Origin of the sequence: Gordonia sp. BP-119, from assembly GCF_016924115.1 — a bacterium.
GTDB classification, from domain to species: Bacteria; Actinomycetota; Actinomycetes; order Mycobacteriales; family Mycobacteriaceae; genus Gordonia; species Gordonia hongkongensis.
This window is the reverse complement of the sequence record NZ_JAFFZF010000029.1, coordinates 35488-58525: the sequence shown is the minus strand read 5'-3', so window position 1 is coordinate 58525 and position 23038 is coordinate 35488. Positions and strand designations below refer to the sequence as shown.

At 65.1% G+C, this 23038-nt stretch carries 18 protein-coding genes; 16 read left to right on the top strand and 2 right to left on the bottom strand.

The features are described from left to right. Positions 1-49: 49 nt before the first annotated feature. Positions 50-322 (bottom strand): hypothetical protein, encoded by a 273-nt coding sequence (locus tag JW364_RS16585; RefSeq protein WP_205333836.1) that lies wholly within the window; start codon positions 320-322, stop codon positions 50-52. Positions 323-601: 279 nt separating this feature from the next. On the opposite strand from JW364_RS16585, the gene JW364_RS16580 reads away from it, so the two are divergent. Together JW364_RS16580 and istB are read left to right on the top strand one after the other, a co-directional pair. Further along, positions 602-1957 (top strand): DDE-type integrase/transposase/recombinase, encoded by a 1356-nt coding sequence (locus JW364_RS16580; RefSeq protein ID WP_205333837.1) that lies wholly within the window; start codon positions 602-604, stop codon positions 1955-1957. Further along, the gene (istB, locus tag JW364_RS16575) at positions 1954-2787 is read left to right on the top strand and encodes an IS21-like element helper ATPase IstB (RefSeq protein ID WP_205333838.1); all 834 of its coding nucleotides are present in this window, start codon (positions 1954-1956) and stop codon (positions 2785-2787) included. The genes JW364_RS16580 and istB overlap by 4 nt, the downstream gene beginning before the upstream one ends. 176 nt (positions 2788-2963) lie before the next feature. Here the strand turns inward: istB and JW364_RS24650 are convergent, their stop codons facing one another. Beyond that, positions 2964-4004, bottom strand: a complete 1041-nt coding sequence (locus tag JW364_RS24650; RefSeq protein WP_374100844.1) for a helix-turn-helix domain-containing protein — start codon at positions 4002-4004, stop codon at positions 2964-2966. A 4083-nt stretch (positions 4005-8087) separates the two neighbouring features. Here JW364_RS24650 and JW364_RS16565 point away from each other — a divergent pair. The 14 genes from JW364_RS16565 to JW364_RS16495 all read left to right on the top strand — a co-directional run bounded on the left by JW364_RS16565 (position 8088) and on the right by JW364_RS16495 (position 23036). Beyond that, positions 8088-9059 (top strand): ParA family protein, encoded by a 972-nt coding sequence (locus JW364_RS16565; RefSeq protein WP_240199201.1) that lies wholly within the window; start codon positions 8088-8090, stop codon positions 9057-9059. Positions 9060-9286: 227 nt separating this feature from the next. Next, positions 9287-9637: a hypothetical protein gene (locus tag JW364_RS16560; RefSeq protein ID WP_144066077.1), complete on the top strand. Its 351-nt coding sequence runs from the start codon at positions 9287-9289 to the stop codon at positions 9635-9637. A gap of 1920 nt (positions 9638-11557) precedes the next feature. Then, on the top strand, positions 11558-13207 hold the full coding sequence (locus JW364_RS16550) for a cutinase family protein (RefSeq protein WP_240199200.1): 1650 nt from the start codon (positions 11558-11560) through the stop codon (positions 13205-13207). A gap of 145 nt (positions 13208-13352) precedes the next feature. Continuing rightward, positions 13353-13877 carry a hypothetical protein gene (locus tag JW364_RS16545; RefSeq protein ID WP_205333841.1) on the top strand — a complete coding sequence of 175 codons (525 nt, stop codon included), beginning with the start codon at positions 13353-13355 and terminating at the stop codon, positions 13875-13877. Then, positions 13874-14722, top strand: a complete 849-nt coding sequence (locus JW364_RS16540) for a hypothetical protein (RefSeq protein ID WP_205333842.1) — start codon at positions 13874-13876, stop codon at positions 14720-14722. The genes JW364_RS16545 and JW364_RS16540 overlap by 4 nt, the downstream gene beginning before the upstream one ends. Before the next feature lie 17 nt (positions 14723-14739). After that, positions 14740-16110, top strand: coding sequence for a hypothetical protein (locus tag JW364_RS16535; RefSeq protein WP_205333843.1), 1371 nt, complete (start codon positions 14740-14742; stop codon positions 16108-16110). A 161-nt stretch (positions 16111-16271) separates the two neighbouring features. Then, positions 16272-16745 carry a hypothetical protein gene (locus JW364_RS16530; RefSeq protein WP_205333844.1) on the top strand — a complete coding sequence of 158 codons (474 nt, stop codon included), beginning with the start codon at positions 16272-16274 and terminating at the stop codon, positions 16743-16745. A gap of 43 nt (positions 16746-16788) precedes the next feature. After that, positions 16789-17076 carry a hypothetical protein gene (locus tag JW364_RS16525; RefSeq protein WP_182374557.1) on the top strand — a complete coding sequence of 96 codons (288 nt, stop codon included), beginning with the start codon at positions 16789-16791 and terminating at the stop codon, positions 17074-17076. A 25-nt stretch (positions 17077-17101) separates the two neighbouring features. Continuing rightward, complete coding sequence (locus tag JW364_RS16520; protein WP_205333845.1) at positions 17102-17371, top strand: hypothetical protein; 270 nt, start codon at positions 17102-17104, stop codon at positions 17369-17371. Beyond that, complete coding sequence (locus tag JW364_RS16515; protein ID WP_205333846.1) at positions 17317-18003, top strand: hypothetical protein; 687 nt, start codon at positions 17317-17319, stop codon at positions 18001-18003. The genes JW364_RS16520 and JW364_RS16515 overlap by 55 nt, the downstream gene beginning before the upstream one ends. 4 nt (positions 18004-18007) lie before the next feature. Beyond that, on the top strand, positions 18008-18907 hold the full coding sequence (locus tag JW364_RS16510; protein WP_205333847.1) for a hypothetical protein: 900 nt from the start codon (positions 18008-18010) through the stop codon (positions 18905-18907). Further along, positions 18901-20412: a hypothetical protein gene (locus JW364_RS16505; protein ID WP_205333848.1), complete on the top strand. Its 1512-nt coding sequence runs from the start codon at positions 18901-18903 to the stop codon at positions 20410-20412. Before JW364_RS16510 ends, JW364_RS16505 begins: the two co-directional genes overlap by 7 nt. Before the next feature lie 42 nt (positions 20413-20454). Then, the gene (locus JW364_RS16500) at positions 20455-21951 is read left to right on the top strand and encodes an SCO6880 family protein (protein ID WP_205333849.1); all 1497 of its coding nucleotides are present in this window, start codon (positions 20455-20457) and stop codon (positions 21949-21951) included. A gap of 26 nt (positions 21952-21977) precedes the next feature. Beyond that, a complete protein-coding gene (locus JW364_RS16495) occupies positions 21978-23036 on the top strand; it encodes a hypothetical protein (protein WP_205333850.1) in 1059 nt (352 codons plus the stop codon). Positions 23037-23038 lie beyond the last annotated feature (2 nt).

Sequence of the window (23038 nt, the reverse complement as noted above, 5' to 3'; positions counted from 1 at the left end):
GTGCCCGGACCCGCCACTGCGGGTCCGGGCACCGAACTCACCCCGAATGTCAGGGGCGGAATACCTTCGGCTGCCCGGCGTCACCGATCGGATCGCCGTAGCCACGGCGGGTGAAGTCGTCGTTGTTAACTGGATCGCCGTACTCCGCACCGAATGTGAAGGTGAAGGGCTCCTGACTTTCGGTGGCACCGCCGTGCACTTGGTGGATTCCGAAGTCCGAAACGAACGGGCCCGTCGCCGCGGTCGCGACACCCGCTCCGAGGCCGGCCAGTCCCGCAGCGAGCACAGCGCCGGCGATCAGACGAGTCGAGGTTGTTGCCATAGGTTGGTTCTCCAATCGGGTGAGAGGTGGCCGCTGCGGCGACCCTTACACCCGTCAGTTGCTGTGTCGTCACCTAAATGTTCCCGAGTTTCGACGCCTGACACCCGGCCGACCATCTACGGCCCGCCAACGGAGGTGTGCCGGTGACGGCGCTCATCGAAATTCCCCAGTGATGCTCACTTAAATTCCCCACCCGTGTGGCTCCGCCAGCGAAGGCGGGCCTCCCGAGATGCTGATGGTCTATGACCACTCACCAGCTCCAAGGAGGCCCGCTTTCTCATGTTGACATGGGAGGACGATGTGGAAGTACACGCACTACGCAAACGGGGGTGGTCGATCTCGGCGATCGCCCGCCATACCGGTCATGACCGCAAGACGATCCGGGCGTATCTGAACGGGGTACGCACACCGGGGCAGCGCAAGAAGCCGGATGAGGATCCGTTCGAACCGTTCGTCGCCTACGTGAGCGCACGCCTGACCGAGGACCCGCATCTGTGGGCGCGCACGTTGTGCGACGAGCTCGAAGAACTCGGCTACACCCAGTCGTATCAGAGCTTGACTCGTCAGATCCGGGCTCGTGGACTACGGCCGACGTGTGAGCAGTGCGCTACCGCGATCCACCGGCCGAACGCGGTGATCGAACATCCTTCTGGTGAAGAGACACAATGGGATTGGCTCGAACTTCCCAATCCGCCGGCGGCGTGGGGATGGGGATCGACGGCGTATCTGTTCGTCGGTTCGCTGGCGCATTCGGGACGCTGGCGCGGTTATCTGGCACCGAATATGACCCGCCCACATGTGGTCGCCGGCCTCGATCGCATCACCCGCCGGCTCGGCGGGGTGACGAAGGTGTGGCGGTTCGACCGGATGGCCACGGTCTGCCACCCGGCCAGCGGCACGCTGACCTCGGAGTTCGCCGCAGTGGCCAAACATTACGGCGTTGAGGTGGCAATCTGCCCACCACGACGCGGTAACCGCAAAGGCGTCGTCGAATCAGCCAATCGTGTTGCTGCTCAACGGTGGTGGCGCACCGTGGCCGATGACGTCACCGTCGAGCAGGCCCAAGCGAGCCTGGACACCTTCTGTCGTACCCGCTCGGATGTGCGAATGCGCCGCACCCGCGACGGCCGCTACAACGTCGCCACCATCGCCCAACGCGAACCACTATCACGACCGCCAGCCACGCCGTTCCCGGCGGTGGTGAGCGAACCCAGGACGGCGTCGCGTCAAGCGCTCGTCGCCTGGCGCGGAAACCAGTACTCGGTGCCACCGGAGCTGGCGATGGCCGAGGTGACGGTGACCGAACGCCTCGGCCAGGGCCATATCGACATCGCCACCACCTCGGGGATCGTGATCGCCCGCCACCGCCTCGCCACAGCCGGAACCGGCGCCCAGATCCGCGACCACGGCCATGTCGTCGCCCTCGACCAAGCAGCCATGGCTGCCGCGGTCACCGGCGGCAGACCGCACCGCCGCAAAGAACGCACCCCACCCGGCCAACACGCCCGTCAAGCCGCAGAACGACTGCGCCACAACACAACCACGACAGCGGACCCATCGACTCCGGCCGGACCATCGGTCATCGATATGAGCGTCTACGAACGCGCCGCACAGAACAGGACCCACCTGCCATGACCACCAACACCACCACATCCGAGCCGCAAAGTCAGGCGGCGGTCTCGACCTACCAGAAGTTGCGGGGCCATCTCTCCGTACTCAAACTCGACGCTGCCGCCGAAGCACTGCCCTCAGTGCTGCAGACCGCCGGCGACGAAGAGTGGTCGATGACCCAGATGCTCGAACATCTCCTAGAGATCGAGGTCTGCGCGACCGAAGCCCGTCGCCTCGCCGGGCGGTTGCGGTTCGCCTGCCTACCGACCCCGGCCACCCTCGAGGGCTTCGACTACGACGCCGCACCCGGCGTGGACCGCCACCTCATCCGCGAGTTGGGCACCTGCGCCTATCTGGAATCAGCGACCAACGTGCTGCTCATCGGACCGCCCGGCACCGGCAAAACCCACCTCGCGGTCGGTCTGGCCCGCGCCGCGGTCCACGCCGGCTACCGCACCTACGTCACCACCGCCGCCGATCTGGCCGCCCGCTGCCACAAAGCGGCCATCGAGGGCCGGTGGGCCACCTGCATGCGATTCTTCGCCGGACCCACCTTGCTCGTCATCGATGAACTCGGGTACCTTCCACTACCCGCCGAAGCCGCCTCAGCATTGTTTCAGGTTGTGGCACAACGCTATCTGAAAACCAGCATCGTGATCACCACCAACAGGTCCGTAGCCGAATGGGGCGAAGTCCTCGGAGATACCACCGTCGCCGCGGCCATGCTCGACCGACTGCTACACCGCTCGGTCGTGCTCAAACTCGACGGCGACTCCTACCGCCTACGCGACCACCACGCCCGCTCCCAGAACCAGCGGACCGCGACCGCACCGACCCGGCGAACGCTAGAGTAGAAGCCGCCTCCGGGTGGGGAATTTCAATGAACACACCTGGGGAGAATCGATGAGCCTTGTCACCGGCGTGAGCAGGCGTCCAATTCGGCCCAGCACTATCTCCTTAAACTCCGCGGGAACTTCGCTGTGGCGTGACGTTGAACTGTCACGCGGAGTCCTGATGATCGCGGTGACACCTAAGCAGCGTTACTTGTCTGCATGTGACTACGCACCAACGAACGAGCCGACGGATAGTCGACCTTTCCGCTGGGCCGCGTCGGGAACCGCCCATACCGTGTCCGCGAGGGCGCTGCGATTGGCAGTGCGATCGCATGCGGATCCGTTGCCACTCTGCCCGGTCCTCGATACCTTCGCTTCCCTTTTTGCTTTCGCCAGCGAAGTTCTTCATCCCACCAGTCCCGAACCAGTCGATCGACAAGATGGCTCTGCGCCCGTCGGACCATTGCGCCGTAAGATCCGAATGCGACGGCTACTTCGTCCCACCTATTTCTGGAGGGAGTCAGTAGGTTCAGCTCCCTGAAGTAGCGAAGCCACGCACGGACGCACCGGCTGGAGTAACCCGTGGCACTCACAAGGCCGACCACGGATACGTGACCACCCTGCCAGGCTGCGTGGATCCTCTCGGCGATTCCACCTAAACCTTCTCGCCAGACCCAGATGTCGTGGTGGGCATGGTGGAGTCGCATGGTGGAGCTGGCAAACGGGGGGCGTGTTTCCCCTTGTGTTGCAGCTGTGTCATGCGCAACATGTGCGAGCTCCCAAGTTGCCGACTCTGTCCCCTGCGCCTCAGCGACTCGTCTGATCCAGCCTTCTGCCTGGAGGCGGTGGAGTGCCCTCGATGCTGTTGCGGCGTGAACGTTAGCGGCTTCGGCTAGCCGGCGAACGTCGATGTTCACGGTCGTTGTGTGCGCCTGAGCGCACACAACGAGGAGGCTGTGCAGGACCCGTTCAGCACTGGCCCACCCCTTCCGTGCCCAAGTTGCGGGATCTGAGTTCGCTGCAGCGAAGACAGCCTCAATGTGAGTGCGGACTGGGTCGTCGACGGTGTGGTCGCCTTGCGCTCTTGGCCACGCTGTCTCGGCAGCAGTGCGCAGTGCTTTGTGCCATTGCGTGAGGGCGTGCGCCTCGTTCTGGCGGAGGTCTTCGCGCAAGCGGACGAGTCCAGGCTTGTGCAGATGTTGAAGCACATCAGTCCAGCACCAACCGCTAGCGGCCATCCCGAGCATGATCGACCACGCGTGTGCCGAGCGATCGTCGGCGGCTGTGAGCCGCGTGGCTAGGCGCTCAGCCGTAGTTGTGGATAGTTCGGTTCGCGCGCGATCAACCCGTGTGGCAGGCCCCTGCCCGACCAGCCGTAGGCCGATAGCCGTCGTTCGCTGCGTGGAGTTTTGCCGCGCGGTTGTTGGGAACCTCGCTATCAGCCACTCAGCTAGGTCGGGTGGCGCCGGCCGAGCCTGCATGTCCCTGACGGCGTTGCCCAGTTCCCGTCCGGTCAATAGTGGGCTCGCGTTTCCGCCCGACCGGTGCACAGACCCGGGGATCCGAACTGCGCCCGACACGGGGTTGGTAAGCGGTGAGATGTCGAGGGTTGGAAGGTGCGCGCGCAGCCTACGAGCAAGGTCGGCGACTTTCTCCGCGGGTATCCCTGGGTCAATGACGCGCACCCAGATGTGCCGCCCTCCTGAGGGCCCCGACTGCACTTGCAGGTGGCTCACACCCAAGTCGGTTAGGACGCCGGTAAGTACGTTGGCATCCACAGCAACGGCCTCGGGACCGTACGGTCCTGCATCCAGGTCGAATGCGAGCAGCGTGTACCGGGAATGGCGGTCCGCTAGATACGTCGCAATAGGCACCGGTGGCATTCGTTCTGGCCATGGTGCTGATCGGTATCTGTGTTCTTTTGTTGCGTCGACACGCACTGTGGAGCGGGGCGACCACTGCCTCCATTCACTCAGCATGTCCACCCACTAGTGGGCGAGTGCTGCGGACGAATGCAGTCGATTCCCCGCGTGTGGTTGTGCGACACGCGGAGCACAGGGATTGCGGGCACTCCGAGAGGGCGCACGCTACCCTGAGATCTGTCCGGCAAGACAGTCCCTTCGGGGATGGGCGAGAGCCCGTGAGACCGAGCTGGTAACTCAGTCTCGAAACTTCAGATCAAGGACCCTCCGACTGGTAATCGGGGGGTCCTTGTGTTGGACCTCGCGCGTTATTCAGATGTCAGCGTTCGGAAGGTTCGGAGGCTCCCTTCTGGGTTGGCGATGCTAGGCGCGCAGCACGAAGCTGGCGCAGGGTAGGAAAGATCTGGTTCGCGCCGAAGGCGCGGCACCGACGCTGATCGACCGTCGTCGGTAGTAGGGACCGACCGTGATGTTGGGCTGAAGAACTGCGCAAGCTCGAGCACGATCTTCCGCAGGGACGATCGAGCCGCGGTGCAGTGGCCACGCTAGGACCGGCGCTACCTGCGCGTCCTGCATTCATCACACCCCCTTGCTGGCTCGAATCACATCGGTGTAATTGTATGAGCGCGATTTCCGCGCGATTTTATGTTGGTGCTGGACGGCGGGTCAGGGGACATCAAGTAGGGCGGTTCTCTCATCTCTGCAGGTCATGGGCATTGTTCGGCTGTCTTTTCGCGCGAATTTATGCCACACTGGGTGGATGGATCGGTCCGCTGACGGCCGGCGTGGGCGCCTTGGCGCACCCACGCCAGTTCCGGCTGCTATCGAGAATCGGTCGACCAAAGCTCCGGTAGTGACGGCGTACTGCGCTGACCCGCAGTGCCGAAAGGAGTTTCGTAGGACCGCGGGTCGTGGTCGGCCTCGGATCTATTGCTCGGATGCCTGCCGGCGCTCCGCCGAGAACGCCGCTCGACGAATTTCCGCGCAACTTCAGCATCATCGCGAGATGGCGCAGATGCTCGAACGCGACCTCGCGGCGTTCGATTCGTCCGCGTCACCCAAGTCCACCCCGGAGCCCTCGTCAGTCGCTGGCTTAGACACAGCCGTTGCCCGCGCGGAAGGTGTGCTCCTGGGGCTTTCAGACGGGAGTGTTCTGGCAAGCGAGTTCACTCGCTTGCTGGACGCAGTTCGTGCTGCGCAGCCCTCGCAGCAGCAACATCGAGCGGGCTAACCGGCAGGCAATCGACAAGCCTGTCGGTAGAAGCGGCACCGACTGAGTCACAGGCGCGCCTCAAGCGGGCCATCAGCAGTAGTTCGTCGGTGGGTCAGAAAGATCTACTCCGCCGCGGTTCTCCGCTCCCCCACCGGCCAGCGGTGCCGGTCGAGAGCCAGCGCGTGACTACAATTATCGGATCACGACAGCATTCGAGCACCGTGACCTGCGCAAATTGAAACTGCCTCTCAGTTTCCCGCAGAACGACGAAACTGAGTTGTCCTATCCCCTAGGGCCAAAATAGGCGGCAGCTCGTTACGGTGCGATCTGGAGCCGTTTACGTAAGACTGTCGTCTCAGCGCGATTGCCAGGACTCCTGTCAGCCGCACTAAGCGTTCATTCTTGCTTCCTCAGCCCCAACGGGTCGTCGATACGCGATGGCCCACCTTCAGAGTCGAACATCTCCCGCCGGCCCATACGGCCGACCCATACGGGTGTCATCCGGTTGGTGACGACGTCGGCTCAGTTCTCGGAACCCCACCGCAGCCATCACTCAGGGAGTCTCCCGAAGTGCCGAGAGCTTTGTGGCATTGGGCCTAGCGGCCGAACTCGAGGGGCCGGCGGCGACACCGGTGCCCCCGGGGGAGTGAGACGACTCGGTGATCTACGTAGAGCACGGATTGTAGGTGCCCGCCTGAGCTGCCGCATGTAGTTGTGGCACTGGTTCCCCGGTCAGCCATCAGGTCATCCTAAGTGAGCCCGGTTCAGTTGTGGACCCACAAGAGCGGCCGATGTCTGTGTCGTGACCCAACAATGGGGTCCGCCCGGCCATTCCAAAGACTTCGAGGACCGCTGTTACTTGTTAGCGGTGGCTGCGCCGAGGTAGACAAGCGATCGAGCAAGGCGGACGCCAGCCCCCGGTCATCATTGGTGGGACGAAACTCGTCGTGAACGAGCTGCGCTGTGGTCTCATGTCTCTATGTCTCGGTGCACCCGTGTCGCGAATGGTCAAACCCGTCCCACCGGGTCAGGTCACGCAGACGCGCAACTCTGCGCGGGGACCGCTTCGTTGAGCTGTCGGCTCAAAAGCCACTCGGCCGACAGCCGTGCTGTGTGGCTATGTCACCCGGCACCTTGTTCTTACAAGGGTCTAGTCGAGAGCGCGAATCTCCCGGGTGCAGACACGATGCTTCCGTTCGTCCTGGGTATCGTATCCGCGATCCTGGTCTCCGACTCTCGTCCCCGCACACGTGGCTACCGACCGCGTCGATGGCGACTGCCGTGCGCACAAACGGCCTGTTCAGCTCGTAATAATGCACGCATTACTTCGCGCTGCAATGCGCGCAGCCACGCGCTCAGTGCAGTCGCCAGGACCGTCTAGGTGAATCGCGACAACACAGTGGTCACGAAGCTACGCGCTACGCCCCGAAATGGGCCTCCTAGCACGAACTACGACACTCGAGGAAATGCACCTTCGTGGGTTGCTGCCCGGACATTCTGCGTTAATGGGCGCCACCTCTTAGACCGCACGCCGACAAATACGTTCCTACGTCTGCCGGGCCGTACCGTGTACTGTTCGGCGCGCCATACATACAGCATGAAGTGCCGCACCGATGTACGGGATGGGCCCCAGCGTCCTTACCCCCATACGCCGAGCTGCGGTAAGACACGTATCTACTCGACTACGAGAGACCATGTCGCGCTCAGTACAAGGTGATGTGAAGTGCTACGTACTCGGCTACTCGCGGACGCTCGCAAGGCGATCTATGCGGCACAGAGCACTCATGTCCGCATACATCGCCATATCTTGACCCACGTCGCAGGGGTTGTGCGCCGAGATGTTTCTTCGTCTACGGGCTCCGCTAATGCGGTACATGTAGATTGGTGCACATACCACAATACTGAACACATACCCGTGCGCAGTCATGACAGCTCTGTCTAAGCAGTTATGGCTATACGTAACGCAGGACGTAGATGTTGCCTGCCGACCAGGCACATTGTCGTTGTTAACGCCTCGATCATTGCCGAGCTCAAGTGGGTATCTGCGGCGTCGCGCACGGGAGACCTCGCGGTAGAACGCCAAGTCATCTGCAGCGTGTCGTACACCGCGCGAACCGATGTGCGCTGTTATCCTCTGCGCATAGCGGACCCCAGTGCGCCCGGGAGGCACTGCCTCCCTGCGGTCCATGCGCAGCACCCCATTGGAGGATTCAGTGCAACACCTATCTCAACCCGCACTATCTCGGGTTGTCACGATCGCAAACGGCAAGGGTGGCGTCGGTAAGACGTCAACGGCGACAAATGTCGCTGGTTTGGCCGCTGCCGCCGGTTGGCACGTCCTGTTCATTGAGCTCGATCCGCAGGGCAACGCGGGACGCGACCTCGGCTACGAGATGGATGGGGCAGGCGACTCCGGACAACAGATCTTCGACGCGATCATGCAGGAGAAGCCACTACGACCCAGTCTTGTCAACTACCGACCCAACTTGGACGTACTTCCAGGTGGGAGCGGACTCGACGATCTTGAAGCGATACTGATCGGTCGTTCTCAGCGTTCGCCAGGTTCACACAGGCAACTCGCAGATGCATTAAGCCCCATCGCAGATGATTACGACCTCATCATCATCGATACCCCACCTACACGACCCCATCTTCTACGGTTAGCGCTGGCTGCTACACGTTGGATCGTCATCCCGACGAAACCGGACGACTCAAGCATCGACGGCCTGCAAAAACTCGCTGACGAACTGGTTAGTGCCAGATCAACAAACCCCGACATCGAGGTGCTGGGCGCCGTGCTTTTCGGTATCGAGGCCGCTGCGAAAGCCATTCGTAGAGAGGCGCGGGCCAAGCTAGACGCAGCGCTAGGAGGAGTGGCCCCGCTGTTCAATTCCGTTGTGCGCCATAGCACCATGACCTCGGTTCAGGTACGGGAGAAGGGCTTGCTTGCCCACGAGCTGGCCGAGCAGGTCGACAACGCCGAGCCGTACTGGAAGGCCCTCAAGGAAGGCAGGCGGCCCGACCGTGTGCCAGGCACAGCGCCGTCTCTCGCAGAAGACTACGTCCTCCTCGCCCAGGAGATCCTCCAGGAGATCGACCGACGCGAGACCGAACAAGATTCCTCCGCGGAGCCGGCACACGAAGGAGCACCTGCCTGATGGCCACCGATCGCAAGCCTGTCACCGGTCTCGCGAGGACCGGTAGCGTCCCGGGGCCGCCGCCCCGTAGACCAACCGCTCCTACAGCCGCACCGGCGGCGACCCCAGCAGTACCCGACGGCCCAGCGCTACCGCACAATCGACCGCAACCGGCAGCGTCCACTCGGCCTGTCTCGCGAGGTGCCCGACGCCCGAAACGCGTCGAAACCCGCCCAGACGAGATGCTGGTGTCAGTCACCCTGTCGCTTCCCACGCCACTCTGCACAGCCACCAAGGCACACAACAAGCAGAACGAAACAACCATTGCCGGGACATTGATGGACGCGATTGTCGCCAATCACGACCGCTTGCCGGCGTTAGTAGAGAAGCTCAAACGCCAGCACCACGACGATGGGCTGTTCGTACGAATCGAAGCCAGACCAGAAGAAGAGCGATCTTCGCTGACATTCCGGATGCTTGGTCGCAACCTGACTGTCATCGATCGCTTAGTTGTCGAAGTTGGTGCCGAGAATCGCTCGCAGCTGTGTAGGGCGGCTTTAGAAGCCCACCTCCAGTCTCAGTCGGTGGATTCGGAGTAAGCCGGTACACCCAATCCTCCGACGGTTCATCCCTGCCGGCTGGCGGTTCGCAGGCACGAGCTGCACACCCAAACCCGCGGCGTCCCTGCAGTCACGCGGGGGAGGGTGATGGGTCCGCGCGACTAAACGCAGTTCGATAGGTGAGGGTCGCCGAAGGGCGTCTGATATCTGGGTACGTATCAGAACGAAGCAACGGGCACGCAGTGAATTGCCAATTCATACCGTTGCGGGCGAGCCTGGGACTCACCCGCTTCGACGGGCGCAGAGAGTGCACGCCTTTATTTTGGTCTAATATCGGTGTAACTTCGGTTTGCCACCACCAATGGCGTCTTGTGGCGCGGCGCGATGTCCAACGACTGCGCAGCCTAAAGACTGGTCTTGCCGGATCGTGCTCGCGGGTCGGGTTGGAGGTTGCAGTAGACCAACCCGGCCCGCTGGGCCACCGCACCTAGCAACACCTGACGAGAACTCCAAGTTTGGGTCAGTCAGCTTGCTCCGACTGACTCGCTACGAACTCAGCGAACCGCGCTTCGTATCGCCGAACCTGAGGCATTGACATCGGGTAGCCGGCTAGCCACCTCAAGTAGTTGAGGTCATCGCTGTCAGAGGTGGACTCGCCTTCCGGTGGTGGCGTTCGTAGATGATCGTCAAGAACAAGGATTAGATCAGCGAGAGTGTCATCACGACGCGCTATTTCTGCTTGCCTGATTATCCACGCTCGGGTCAACCTGTCGGTCGCATGACGAAGATTCGCAACCACAACGCGCTGGTCCTCGTCGAGCGACGACGACAGGTCATCGACTGCGCGTACCTTCCGAGCGAGTTCGGCCAGCGCGTCGGTTCGAATGAACACGCCGTAAGCAGAGGGCGTCAGAGGACGTGTGGGGCGAGAAGAGACCGGATCATTCGTACCCGGGGCCAGATCGGTCGTGGGTTCGTCCTGCAGAGGTACCGGGTCACCTCCCTCGAAAGCGCGCGCGGCGCTTCCGGGGGACCACCGCAGCGGAGCGTCCAGCTTGGTCAACGTGACGAACCGCGGCTTGGCCATTAAACCTTGCTCGAGGCGTCGCATAGTCGGGTCACTCGGCCCGCCGGCGAGACTGACATCGGCTTGCGACATTCCCAGTTCCTGCCGGCGCCGTTGCACGAGGCGCCCAAAGCGCAAAGCATCGGCCACACCCGCACTCTAGGCGCTATAGACCGTTCCGGGGCGTGCCCCCTACGGTATTCCACCAATTATTGTTTAACTTCGGCTTTCAATCGGTCTACTGTCGGGCTATAGTACGTACCGACGCTCGATATTGATCGGTTACTGCACGGGTCAAGCTGCCGATTGAGCGGCTTTTGGCACTTTGCGAGACCCATGTACACCAGGTAGGCACAGGGTCTCCGTCTCGAAGTTTGACCCCGGCCGGACGCTGCAAAGTTTGGCGACTCGAACGGCGTCCGGACCGGGTGATTACCAGCTCGATGCGGTAAGTGCGGGCATCGAGGCGGGCGTTGAACAGTGTACCTGCGGGTATGCGCTGACAACGGTCGTCTGGGTGGGCTGCTCCTACAGCTTCGAGGAAACCCTTGGAGTGAAGGAACTCGCATGACGAACCTTCTTGAGCCCGATCCTCGTGGGCCAGATTGGTCTGGGCGTGTCGCTGTCGACTTTCGATCGATGGCACAGGTCCCAGGCTCCGGAGAGGGACGGTCAGATTGCCGTCGAACGGTCCCTCTCCGGAGTGGTGGTTGGCGACTACGCGCGAGCGCGATTGATTTGCCGTCGAACGGCTCACGCGTGGTCACCCGAGGAGACAGCTCCCTGTCTGTTGATGGGGGGCTGTCCCGGTGACCAGTGTAGAGATGCATCGTCCTGTCCAGAGGGGTGGACAGGACTCACGACACTCGATCTGGGCGACGACCCTGGCCGTCATGGCGACAGCCGTCATCGCCCTCGCCAATGTCGGGGTCGGGAACGTGTCTGCCGCGCCAGCGCAGCCGGGGGGCTGCCCTGGTCTGATGGTGTACGCGGTACAGGGCACCGGCCAGTCATCGCCGGACGCCGACCCGTCGAAGGACGCGGGCTTCCTGTCTCAGGTACTGCACCCGGCGATCACGGCCGCCCGCGGTGATATGGACCGCGCGTATGTGCCCTACGACGCCGGCTTCGGTGGTGCTGTAGCGGGCGGCAAGGTCCCGTACGAGCAGTCCGTTCAGGGCGCGGTCGCCAAGACACTGTCCTGGATCAAAGACAAAGCCGCCGCGTGCCCGGCCACGAAGTTCGGTCTGGTCGGCTACTCCCAGGGCGCTCACGTCACGCGGATCGTGTTGAACGACATCGTCGGTGGCAAAGCAGCGATCGGCGCCGACAAACTGGCTCTGCTGGCCAACCTCGGCGATCCTGGCCGTCCCGAAGGGGCTTCGTTGTTCCCCGGTAAGCCGGGGCAGACTTCTCCCGATCCGGTGCCGGGAACAAGCGGCGCGAACGTGTCCAAGGTCGTGGCGGTGTCGACGACCAACGCCCCGGGTGGCGGTATAGCCCCGGTCGGTGACGTCGAGGACACGTCGTACCAGGCCATCGCGGGGCGCTATCTGTCCGCGTGCACGCCCGGCGACCTCGCCTGCGATGCCCCGGCGAACGCACCGCTGGCGCGGTTGGTCACCAACATCGCGGGTCAATCGGAACTCAACCCGGACGATCCGATCGGGTCGTTGTCGACGATCGCCGAAGCACTGGCATTGACCGCAGTCAAGACCGCGGTGCCGGTGGTCAATGAAGATGTCCAGGCGCCGGAGAACAACCTCGAATCCGTGAGTTACCAACCGCGACAGACCCTGTCAGAGCGGTTGGCAGTGGCCTCAGACCCTCGTACGCCGTTGCCGAGTGTTCAGGACGCGTTGTCGGCGGTCATCAAGGTGGGCACGATCGGGTTCAACGCGGTGAAGACCGTTGTGCAGACAGTCGCCACCCCGAGCACCATCGCCGCGATCGCTACTGCGGGTGCTGCAAATCCACTGGCCATCGTCGGCATTCTGGGCGCAAAGCTGGGCCAGGCAGCGGTCACGCTGGTTCCACCGGCAACCCAGGAACGTCTTGTCTCTGAGGCATTTACCGCGTTCAAGTCCGAGTTCCAAGCGAACTCCGACCTGTTCAAGGTGTCCTCGCTGTTGAAGTACTGGGATGCGGCCAAGCAGCACACGTCGTACTCGCAGGTGTCGGCCACGCCGACAGGCCAGCCCCCGACGAAGCTGATCGGTGATTGGATCGTGGCGGCCGCGCGCGACATCGCCGGCAAGGACGGCGCGCCGTCGAACTCGTCCGGTAGCGGCAGCGGCAGCGATGACTTTTCGTGGCTGTTCGGCGAGGGGTCCGCTGGTTCGTCGACGCTTCCATCGTTGACCACGACGTCGTTGCCGCCGAGCGCTGCGACGTCGGAACCGGCGTATCCGTGGGAGCTCGACACTTCGTCACCATCGGCTTCGTCCGAGACAGTTCCCTCGGGGTCCTCACCGGTCCCGCAATCCACACCTCCTGGCGGCGCGTCCGGCCTTCCGCCGTTCCTCAGCGGGGCCTCGCAATGAGTCTGACCGTCCTCTCGGCCAGCCCTTCCCGCGTGTGCGGGCGCGGGTTGTGCCGCGCTTGTGGTGGTGGTCGAACCACCACCTCCAGTTAGACCCTTCCTCTCCACTAGCGCACTCAGCGAATCACTCCGGAAGGAGCGAGTACATGTTCAGTGACAGTGCAATCCGGCCCCCGTTCGGGGGACATGCCTCTCATAACCCCGGCCATCCGAACCGTCCCATCAGCTCGCAGGGTGGTGAGCCGGCGTGGTTGAGTCCCATCGATCTGATCACCGCAGTCACCGACCCGGCCACGTCGGTGATCTTGACCGATGAGAACGGCTGCGCGTCGACTCGATGGGGGATGGGCAATGGCCTCAGCATCACGCGGCTCAAAGAGGCTTACGACGAACGGGCGCGGTGCGTACTGCCCGGTGACCGCGGCTACCGCCTCGGCGCGAACAGCGTTGTGCTGGTGGTCGGTTCGAACGGTTCGTTGCCGGACGAGCTGCTGGTCGGCGCCACCTACCGCGACGTGTTCGACGACACGCTGCACACCATCGATCCGTTCTCGCTGACCGCGGTCCGGCGCGGTGTGTTCGGCGATGAACACCCCCTGCACTGGCACCTCGCCGCGTGCGATCGCTGGACCCGCGCATACCGCCACGGGAACGAGGTGACGTTCGGATGAGCACTGATTGGCAGAACGACCCGAGCGTGCAGTCCTGGCTGCACACCAGTGAGCCTCACTCCGACCAGCTCACCGAGTGGGTTGACGAGCCGACGCGCCCCGAGCAGGACATCCCAGCAGGGGGCGTTGACCAGGTCGACGACACTTACAGCTACGCCCCGCTCGATGATGCTGAATCTGATGACGCCGATTTCGCGGAGGTCGCCAAGCCCGCAGTCGAGGAGCCCCCGTACACCGGCAACGTCTATGCCGCAGCGCCATTCACACGAAGTGCGCCCGCTCCGACCCCGGTTCGACGTCGGGACCGCCGGTGGCTGCTGATCGTGGCGGCTGCCGCTTTGGTGGCGGTCATGGGGCTAGTGGCGATCGCGGTCATGATCCGGGGCCTGGTCATCGGCGGCGGCGAGGACGGCATCACCGATCCGGTTGCTGTGATGGACACCCCGGACCCGTTCTCCGATGCGGTGGAATGCCCCTCAACCAGTGAGGGAGCCACGACCACCGGCCGCGACCCGGGCGACCTGACGTCGGGGCCGAACGTGATCAAAGCGTTCAACTACGCCTACTTCCACTGGCGTTCGGGACCGGCCGCGCGGGCGATGGCCTCGTCCAATGTCGAGGGCATTGGCAGCGCCGTCGATTTGCAGTCGAGCATCGACACGCTCAATCCCCAAGCGCGGTACTGCCTGTCGATTGAGGAGACCGGTTCCAACAGCTATCGCGTGGCGGTCACGTTGATCCTGCCCGATGGCACCCGCGACCCCGACCCCGATGTCCAGAACATCACCACCACCCAGATCGGCGAACGCACCTACATCGCGTCTGTCACACGAAATAGGAAATAGAAAGGTCACCCCCTCCCATGTACATCACCACACCAGCGGTCACGGCTCCGCCGTATGACACCCCGCCCCGGCGGTCGCGAGCACAACGCCGGCACCGCACCGCCCCACCACCAGCCACCCCGTTCGTCGGGACAGTGCTTGCCGCGCTGATGGTTTCCGGTTCCTTCGGCGCCACCCTCCTGGTCAACAGCCCGGCCGCAGCCTACGAACAGGGCGGTATCGACCAGGGCGAGACCGACGATGGATTCGAGCAGGGCGGGGTCGGCGGTGGCGGCGACGACGCAACCCCACCGGCCGCACCTCCGCAGCGGACTGCGCCGAGCTACAACTACAACCCCGGCCCGGGCGCTATCCCGGCACCGCCCCGGGAAGCGCCATACCGGCCCTACGCCGATCCGCAGGCGTACAACCAGCCCAACTACGACACCGTCTACAACCCGGCGCCGCCGCGGGCCTACACTCTGCCCCGCCCGGTCGCGCCGGTCCGCCCGATTGCCTCGCCCCCGAAAACGTTGCGCGTGGGCAACTTCCTCGTCGAGGAAGACCAGCTGAAACGCGATGCTCCCTGGCTGACCGACCGTCAGCGGGTGTCGATCAACGAGTGGTCGGCCTATGGCGAAGCGAAGATCGCCCAGGGCCTCATCTCGGTCGGCGTTCCCGAGGACGAAGCGTCCCGCCAGGCCGCGGCCACCATCATCGGCGTCGCGCTCGGCGGCACCACGGGTGCGGTTGCTCTGGGCGTGCCTGCCGCGGTGACCGGCGGTGTCGGTGGTGCGCTGATCGGTACCGGCGTGGGAGCCGTCATCGGGTCGAGCATGGTGGTGCCGTTCCCCGGCGCGCACACCGGTACGGGCGCGGCGATTGGTGCGGCCGCCGGTGCGGCGATCGGCGCTGCGGCGCTGGGTATTCCCGCGGCGGTCGTCGGCGGTGTGGCCGGTGGAACGGCCGGTGGACTCCTCGCGCACGCCCTGGGTGCCGGAGATCCGGGCGCGAACCCGCGTCAGCCCGGGCTGCCCGGTCAGCCGGACCCGAACCGCCGCGCACCTTCGCCGCAGCGACCGGAGCCCGCTCCGCTGCCCAACCCCGGCGCCAACCAGTTCGAGCTGCACCTTCCTGCCGACCAGGCGACCAAGGCTGGTCTACCGGCGGTGCATTACCAGGTCAACGTCGGTGGAGATGTCAACGCCGAAACCACCATTGGTGGCCAGACCTACACCGCGAACTGGACCGCGGAGCAGGCCGAAGCCCCCTACAAGGCACTCGGCGGTGCAGCCGATCAGGTGCGCAAGACCGTCACCGACGCCGCGGTCGACCTCTCCCGGCAGGCCGAGAAGGCCGTCCCGGGTCTCAAGGTCACCTTCCCGCAGCTCACGCCGAAGGGGGCATAACAACGATGGCCGCGAGTGTGGAGACTGTGTCGGCGCACAACGCCGGAGCGATTCGGGGTGCGTCGATTCTGCCGCCGAGCGCATCGGAGATGTTGGGGCGGCGCACGACACGGTTACCGGCGCATCTGGTGGCGGCCGTGGGCTGTCACGGCGGTGCTGGTGTGTCCACGCTCGCGGCCCAACTCGAGCATGTCGGCGATTCCGGCCAGTTGTGGCCCGGGCGCGTCGACGAGCCACCGTTCGCGGTACTCGTTGCGCGGGAATCGGCGCGCGGCCTGGCCGCGGCGTCGCTGGCCGCGCGCCAGTACGCGACGAACAATGCGCCAGCCCATGTGCAGTTGCTGGGTTTGGTGCTGGTAGCCGGGCGGAAGGGAAAGCCGACCGCCCGGCTCCGCCGTGATCGTGAATTACTGGTCGGGTCGGGTCTTTTCGCGAACGTGTGGCACATCTCTTGGCACGACTTCCTCGTCGACACCCCGCTCAACGAACTGCCCTCGACCGGCCCCGACCCGGCCCCGGCGGCGCGGCGGGCCGATCCACGCACCGTCGTCGCCCCTGACATCGCCGCCGTCGGCCAGGGCCTGCGCGACGCCGCGGTCGCGGTGATGTCAGGTGACGCCGGCACAACCCCATAACGGCACAACTCCACAACCTCCACCTCACGAGAAGGAAGAGATCATGCTCCAGTCCACCCTGGCCTCGGCCACAGCCACCACCTACGTGGCGTTCAACCCCATCCCGATTCCCGGTCTGTCGGATCGGCTCAACACCTTCGGCGGGTGGGCCACCTTCCTGGCCTACTTCGCCTGCGCGGTGGCGATCGTCGTCGGCGGCGGCTTCATCGCATGGGACAAGATCACCGATCGCGGTGATAGCAAGGGGGTGAAGATCGCGATCAGCTCGATCGTCGGGACGATGGTGATCGCGACGGGCGCCACGATCCTGCAGGCCGCGGGCGGGCAGTGAGCCGTGCGGACCGAAGGCCTCAGCGATGAACACCACCATGACAGTGGCGTACGCGAAACTGCCCCCCGAGGTGATGAGCAACGTCACGCTGATCGGCGGCTGGTTCGTGTTCGTCGCCAACATGCTCGCACTCGTGCATCTGGTCTTTCTGGGCGCCTCGATCGCGTTCGACAAGGTGCGCGAGCATCCGTTCTCCCAGATCCCCGCGGGGGAGTGGTTCACCAAGATCATCTTCGGGGTGTGGGTGGTCGCGATCGCCGGCAACATCGCGGCGGCGGTGCTGGTGTTCGGCTGATCACCACACCGATCACCCTCCTCGGCCTGGTGTGCACGCTGATCGTGCTGCTGGCCGGGTGCGGATCAGACCCCGACACCGCCACATCGTCGACGCCGCAACAGATTCCGCTGACCGCGCCACCCACCGATCTGCGGTGGGTGGAGTTCAACGGGATGCGCCTTCCCCAAGCCGCCGAAGGCCCCCACGAGGTGTCCGATGTCATCGCTCCGGGAGGGTTCGACCGCACCCCTCCGGGCGCTGGGCTGGCCGCGGTCAATGCCATCGTGCGTCTGTCGGTAGCGCTCGATGACCAGTGGCCCCAGGTTGTGCGTGAGCTCCTCGCACCGGGACAGACGCGAGATGACTTCATCACCAACCGCATTCAGCTGTCGACCACGTCCGGCGTGCCAGCCGGTCAGGCCCCGCAAGTACAGGGCTGGAAACTGACCGCGTTCACCCCCGACAAGGCATCGGTCGACATTTACACCCGGATGCCGGACGGGTCGATGACGGTCAACCACACCACGGTCGTGTGGGCGCCAGCGTTCGGTGATTGGCGGCTGCTGCTGCCCGACGCGGCGGCGGGTGCCTCACCAGTGGACGCGATCTCGGCCACGCCGACCGACATGGTCGCACTGACAGGAGGGTAACCCCATGAGCACTCCCGATCCTCGCGAGGACCTCGGCCGCCTTGCGGCGCTGCACTCACTGCGCCAGTCCGGTGGCTACAAAGGCACCACGCTGGTGCTGTCGCTGCTGGTGTTGACCATCGTCATCGGCATGGCCGTGCTGGTCGCCGTCCGCGGTGACGGTGACGAGTCGTCAACGCAGCCACCGCAGGTCACCGCCACGGACACACCGACGTCGTTGCCGCCGCAAACCCCTGTGACCCGGCTGCCTGACGACGCGTTCGGGGTGCCCACCACCGATACCCGCGGCCGGCGGGTGGAAACCCCGACCAACCCGCTCGGCCAGGTCCTCCCGCAGACCACCGATCCCTCCGACACCGATGATCCTGAGGCTGTGCTCCCGCCTCCGCGGGGGTTGATGTGGCAGCGCGTGTATGGCGCGACCATCCCGTTCTCCACCTCCGACGGTCCGACTGCGATCAGTACAGACGGTGTGCCCACCGGGTTTGCCCACACCCCGCAGGGCGCGGCGATGGCCGCCTGGCAGATCGGCCAGCGCGCCACCTGGGCACCCGATGACCAGAACGTCGCCCTGCTCGATCGCGCGGCCGTGGTCTCCGAGGCCGCCCGTCCCGAGGCCGACAACTTGCGCACCAACGGCGCGCAAATCGATGCCGGTAACCCTGGTTTGCCCGCGCAGATTCGGGATGTGCCGGTCGCGGTCCGCGTCACCACCTACTCGACCGACTTCGCCCACGTCGAGTTCGCCCAACCGCTCACCCGCGACGACGGCTTTACCGCCATCTCGGTCGGCGTCGACATGGTCTGGCGTGACGGTCAGTGGAAATGGGTGGTCCCCGAACCCGGCAACGAACCGAGCCGACTGCTCATCTCGACCACCGACGATGGGTGGACCCCATGGTGAATCACCACAACAACGACTCTCGCCTCCGGGACTCGCGTTCGGGCCGCCTGCGCGCTCACCTGACCGGTCGACGCACCCACGCCGCGGTCGTGGTGGCGCTGATCGCCGCGACGGTGTCCTCGTGGGCCGGTGCGGGCACGGCCGCAGCGAACCCTCTGTGCGACATCGCTGGTCCGTTGAGCCGCGCCGTGTGTGACACCGCGGGCAACGCCGCCAGCAATGTGGCCGGCAGTGTGGTCGGCGGGACGTTCGAGAAGATCGTCAACTCGCTCCTGGAGGGCTATCAGACGGTCCTGACGTGGGCGATGGCGTGGTGGATCAAACTGCCAAACCCGCAGTTGGACAACAAGTCCTCCCTCATGCAGGAAGTGCACGACCACACCCTGCAAATCCAGATCGTGGGCCTGACGTTCTCGCTGATGTTCTTCGGCTTGCGGATGATGATCGACCGCAAACGCTCCCTAGCCGATGACGCCGAAGAGGGCTTCAAACTGATCTTCCGCTCGGCGATGGCCACCGCCGCGATCCCGCTGGCTCTGACCGTGGGCGGGCGGATCGCCGACGGCATCTCCAACTGGCTGGTTAGCGAATCGGTGACCGCCGGCGGCGGCAACGGCGACGTCATCAAGAACTTCCTCAAACTCAACCTGCTGACCAACTCCGGCCTGGGTACCACCGCCATCGGCATCTTCGCGCTCGTCGGATTCCTCGGCGCCTTCTTGCAGTTGGCGTTGCTGGTGGTGCGCGAGGCGATGCTGCTGCTGGTCGTCGCCGCGCTCCCGGTGGCCGCCGCATTCTCCGGCACCGGACCCGGTTCGCAGAGCTATCAGCGGCTCGTCGCGTGGTCGGTGGCGTTCCTGCTGTTCAAACCCGTTGGCGCGCTGACCTACTTCGTGGCGTTTCGCGCCGGAGCGTCCAAAGACAACGCCCAACAGGTGGTCCTGGGCATGGTGCTGATGATGCTGTGCGCGTTCGTGTTACCCGCGCTCATGCGCCTGATCGCCCCTGCAGTGGCAAGCATGGGCGGCGGCGGATCAGGTGCCGCAGCGGCCGGTGCGGCCATCGGTGCAGGCGTCGCGGCGGGCAAGGTCGCGGCCGCGGCCGCCTCGGGCGGAGCGACCGCCGGGGCCAGCGGCGGCGCGAGCGCAGGCGGCATGTCCTCGATCGCCGGTCGCGGCGGCGGCGGACCCTCCGGCGGTATCTCCACGGCATCGGCACCCTCACCACCACCGCCATCAGGTGGCGGCGGGCCCGGCGCCCAACCCGCCCTCTCCGGTGGCCAGGGCGGCCAAGCCAGCTCCGGCGGCGGGGGAGGAGGTGGTGGCGGTCCCACCTCCGGGCTGGGCGATGCGATGGGATCGGCCGGCGGACTGGCCGGGGCAGCAATGCAAACCGTCGCCGACAGCGTCGAATCCGAAGTCGAATCCACCACCAGTGCCGACCCGTCGCTGAGCAGCCCACCGCCGATGCGTTCGGGCTGGAACGAACACGCCATGGCGCACTAGCGGCCACCACTGACCCATCTCTGACTGTCGAAAGAGGTTGTCATGACCGACAAAGCCGGCACCCGCCGACTGCTGTACCGCCCTGCGGCGGCGTTCCGGTCCTCCGGCGCTTTCGGGTTCACCATGTTCTCGACGATGGTGCTGCTCGGGTTCCTGTTCATCGCCGTCGTCGGCCTGATGCTGCCGTTGCCCGGGATCATCAAATTCCTCGGGCTGCCGTTCACCCTGGCTGTGCTGTTCGTGCCGCTGGTGGTGTCGCTGCGCGGCCGCTCGGCGTGGGAGCTGGGCATGGGTGCACGGGCGGTGTCGAAGTCGCGCCGTGCCGGTGAGACCCTGGTGCGGTCCGGGCCGTTCACGAAGATCCCCGACGGCACCCCACCACCGGGACCGCTGGCCACCGCCGAGACGTTCAACTTCTCACCCGGCGATGGATCGGCGCCGTTCGGTCTGATCAGGTTGTCGTCGAAGAATTTCTACACCCTGGTGCTGCGGACCTGGCCCCAGGGCGGGGAGTGGAATGACCAGCCTGTGCGCGACCGGTGGGTCGCCCGCCTCGGCGACATGCTCACCTTCCTCGGGCAATCCCCGGACTTCGTGGCCGCCACGGTCACCATGGAAACCCTGCCCGAGTCGGGGATGCGGGCCTCCAGCATCGTGCGGTCGCGACTCAAGGACACCGCGCCAGCGTTGGCCCGCAAGATCATCATCGAAGCCACCGAAGCGGTGCCGACCGCCGAAGTGCGCCTGGAAGCCCGGATCGGATTGACCTGGCGCGCGGACACCATGCACCGCAAACGCGATGCCACCGACATGGGCAACGAGCTCGCACGACGACTCGGCCGGATTCGGGACTACTGCCACGCCGCCGGTCTGCGGGTACGGCCGATGCTCGAACGCGAAATCTGCGCGATCGCTCGCCGCAGTTTCTCCCCGGCCGACGAGCTCGACCTCGAGATCGGTCTGATGAGCGGTGAACCGATGCGCCTGCGGTGGGAAGACTGCGGACCGACCTCGGCCTCAGACCAGCACGGCCGCCTGCTTCACGATGCGGCGCAGTCGATGTCGTGGACGATGCGCAACGAACCCGAGGCGCCGTTCGACTCCAACGTGCTCGCCGATCTGCTGTCCCCGAACAGCGACGTACCACGCAAACGCGTCACCTTCGTCTACCAGCCCTACACCCCGGCCCAAGCCACCACCATCGTCAACAAGGACCACAACGATGCCCGCCAGGCCGTGCGCACCAACGTCGGCAAACTGCCCGAACGCGCGCTGGTGCGCCTGGACAGCGCCGAAGGCGCCCGCCAGGAACAGGCCCGCGGCGCAGGTGTGACCCGGGTGTCGATGATCGTCACCGCCACCTGCCCCATCGGTGCTGACACCCAGAAGATCGAAACCCTCGTCACCGATCTGGGCCTCTCTGCGGCCACCCCACTCGAACCGACCCGCGACGAACAACTCGTCACCTTCTGCGCCGGACTGGGATTCGGTGTCGTGCTCTCCGAAGAGAGCACCGTCTCCGACAAACTCGCCGCCTAACCCGAGACAGAAAGGACCACCCTGCGATGCCGACGCTCCCGGCCCTGACCTCGCTGCTCCAGCGCTCCCGCGCCCGCCTATCTTCCTCGGCGGCATCCCTGCCCCAGATCAACACCGTCCTGTCGATCACCGAACACCGCTCGGCCGGTGGCCACGACTACGGCCTGATCCGGGCCCACGCCACCGGTCACTACACGGTGATCCTCGCCGCGACCGGCGCGACACTGCGCGACTGGCAACAACTGTGCAACTACACCCGCATCGACTTCGGCGCCGACGCGTGGGATGTCGTCGCGGTCACCGCCGTCGCCGACACCTTCCCCCGCACCGACACCGCCCACCGGCAGTGGATGGTCCCCGAGGGCCATCACCACCTCGACGTCGCCGACATCGCCACCGACACCTATCTCGCGGTGACCTTCGTCGCGGCCACCTCGGCAATGAAAACCACTCCCGACGAGATGGCCGTGGAGGTGGGCCGGCGCCTGCACACGCTGATCGGGTCCCTGCACGCCGCCGGCCTGGACACCACACCACTGACCGCAGCGCAGGTCGCCGCGGTCGGAGTGCGGGCCTACCGCGGCGGCCTGGCCGACGACACCTCGCCCGCATTCGCCGACATCGCACCGGACTCGACACCACACCGGGTGCGCGATGTGCTCTGCCACAACGACCTGGTCTCGGCGACATGGGTGATCGCCCCACACGTGCTGGAACCGCCCCACGCGATGGGTTCGGTACTGGCCCAACTTCTTGAGCGTGACCCGACCACCCCGCGCACCCGGCTGGCGATCACCTGGCGGGCGACGTGCATCGCCGACACCATCCACCCCGATGACCCGATCCGACTCACCTTCGAGCCCGCTCTGCAGCGCTTCGGCGCCACGCTGACGATCACCGAGCCGCGTCCCCGCACGCCGTCGGTGGACTCCGTGCGCGACCGGTTGCCGCTGTTCGCCCGCCTCGGCGTGCGCAACGGCTACGACCGCCACGCCGAACTGTTCGCCGCCGGCATCGGGCTGGGGGTGTTGCTGCCCGAACACGGCGACATCACCGACGAAGCCCTGCGCCACCGCCACCGCTAACC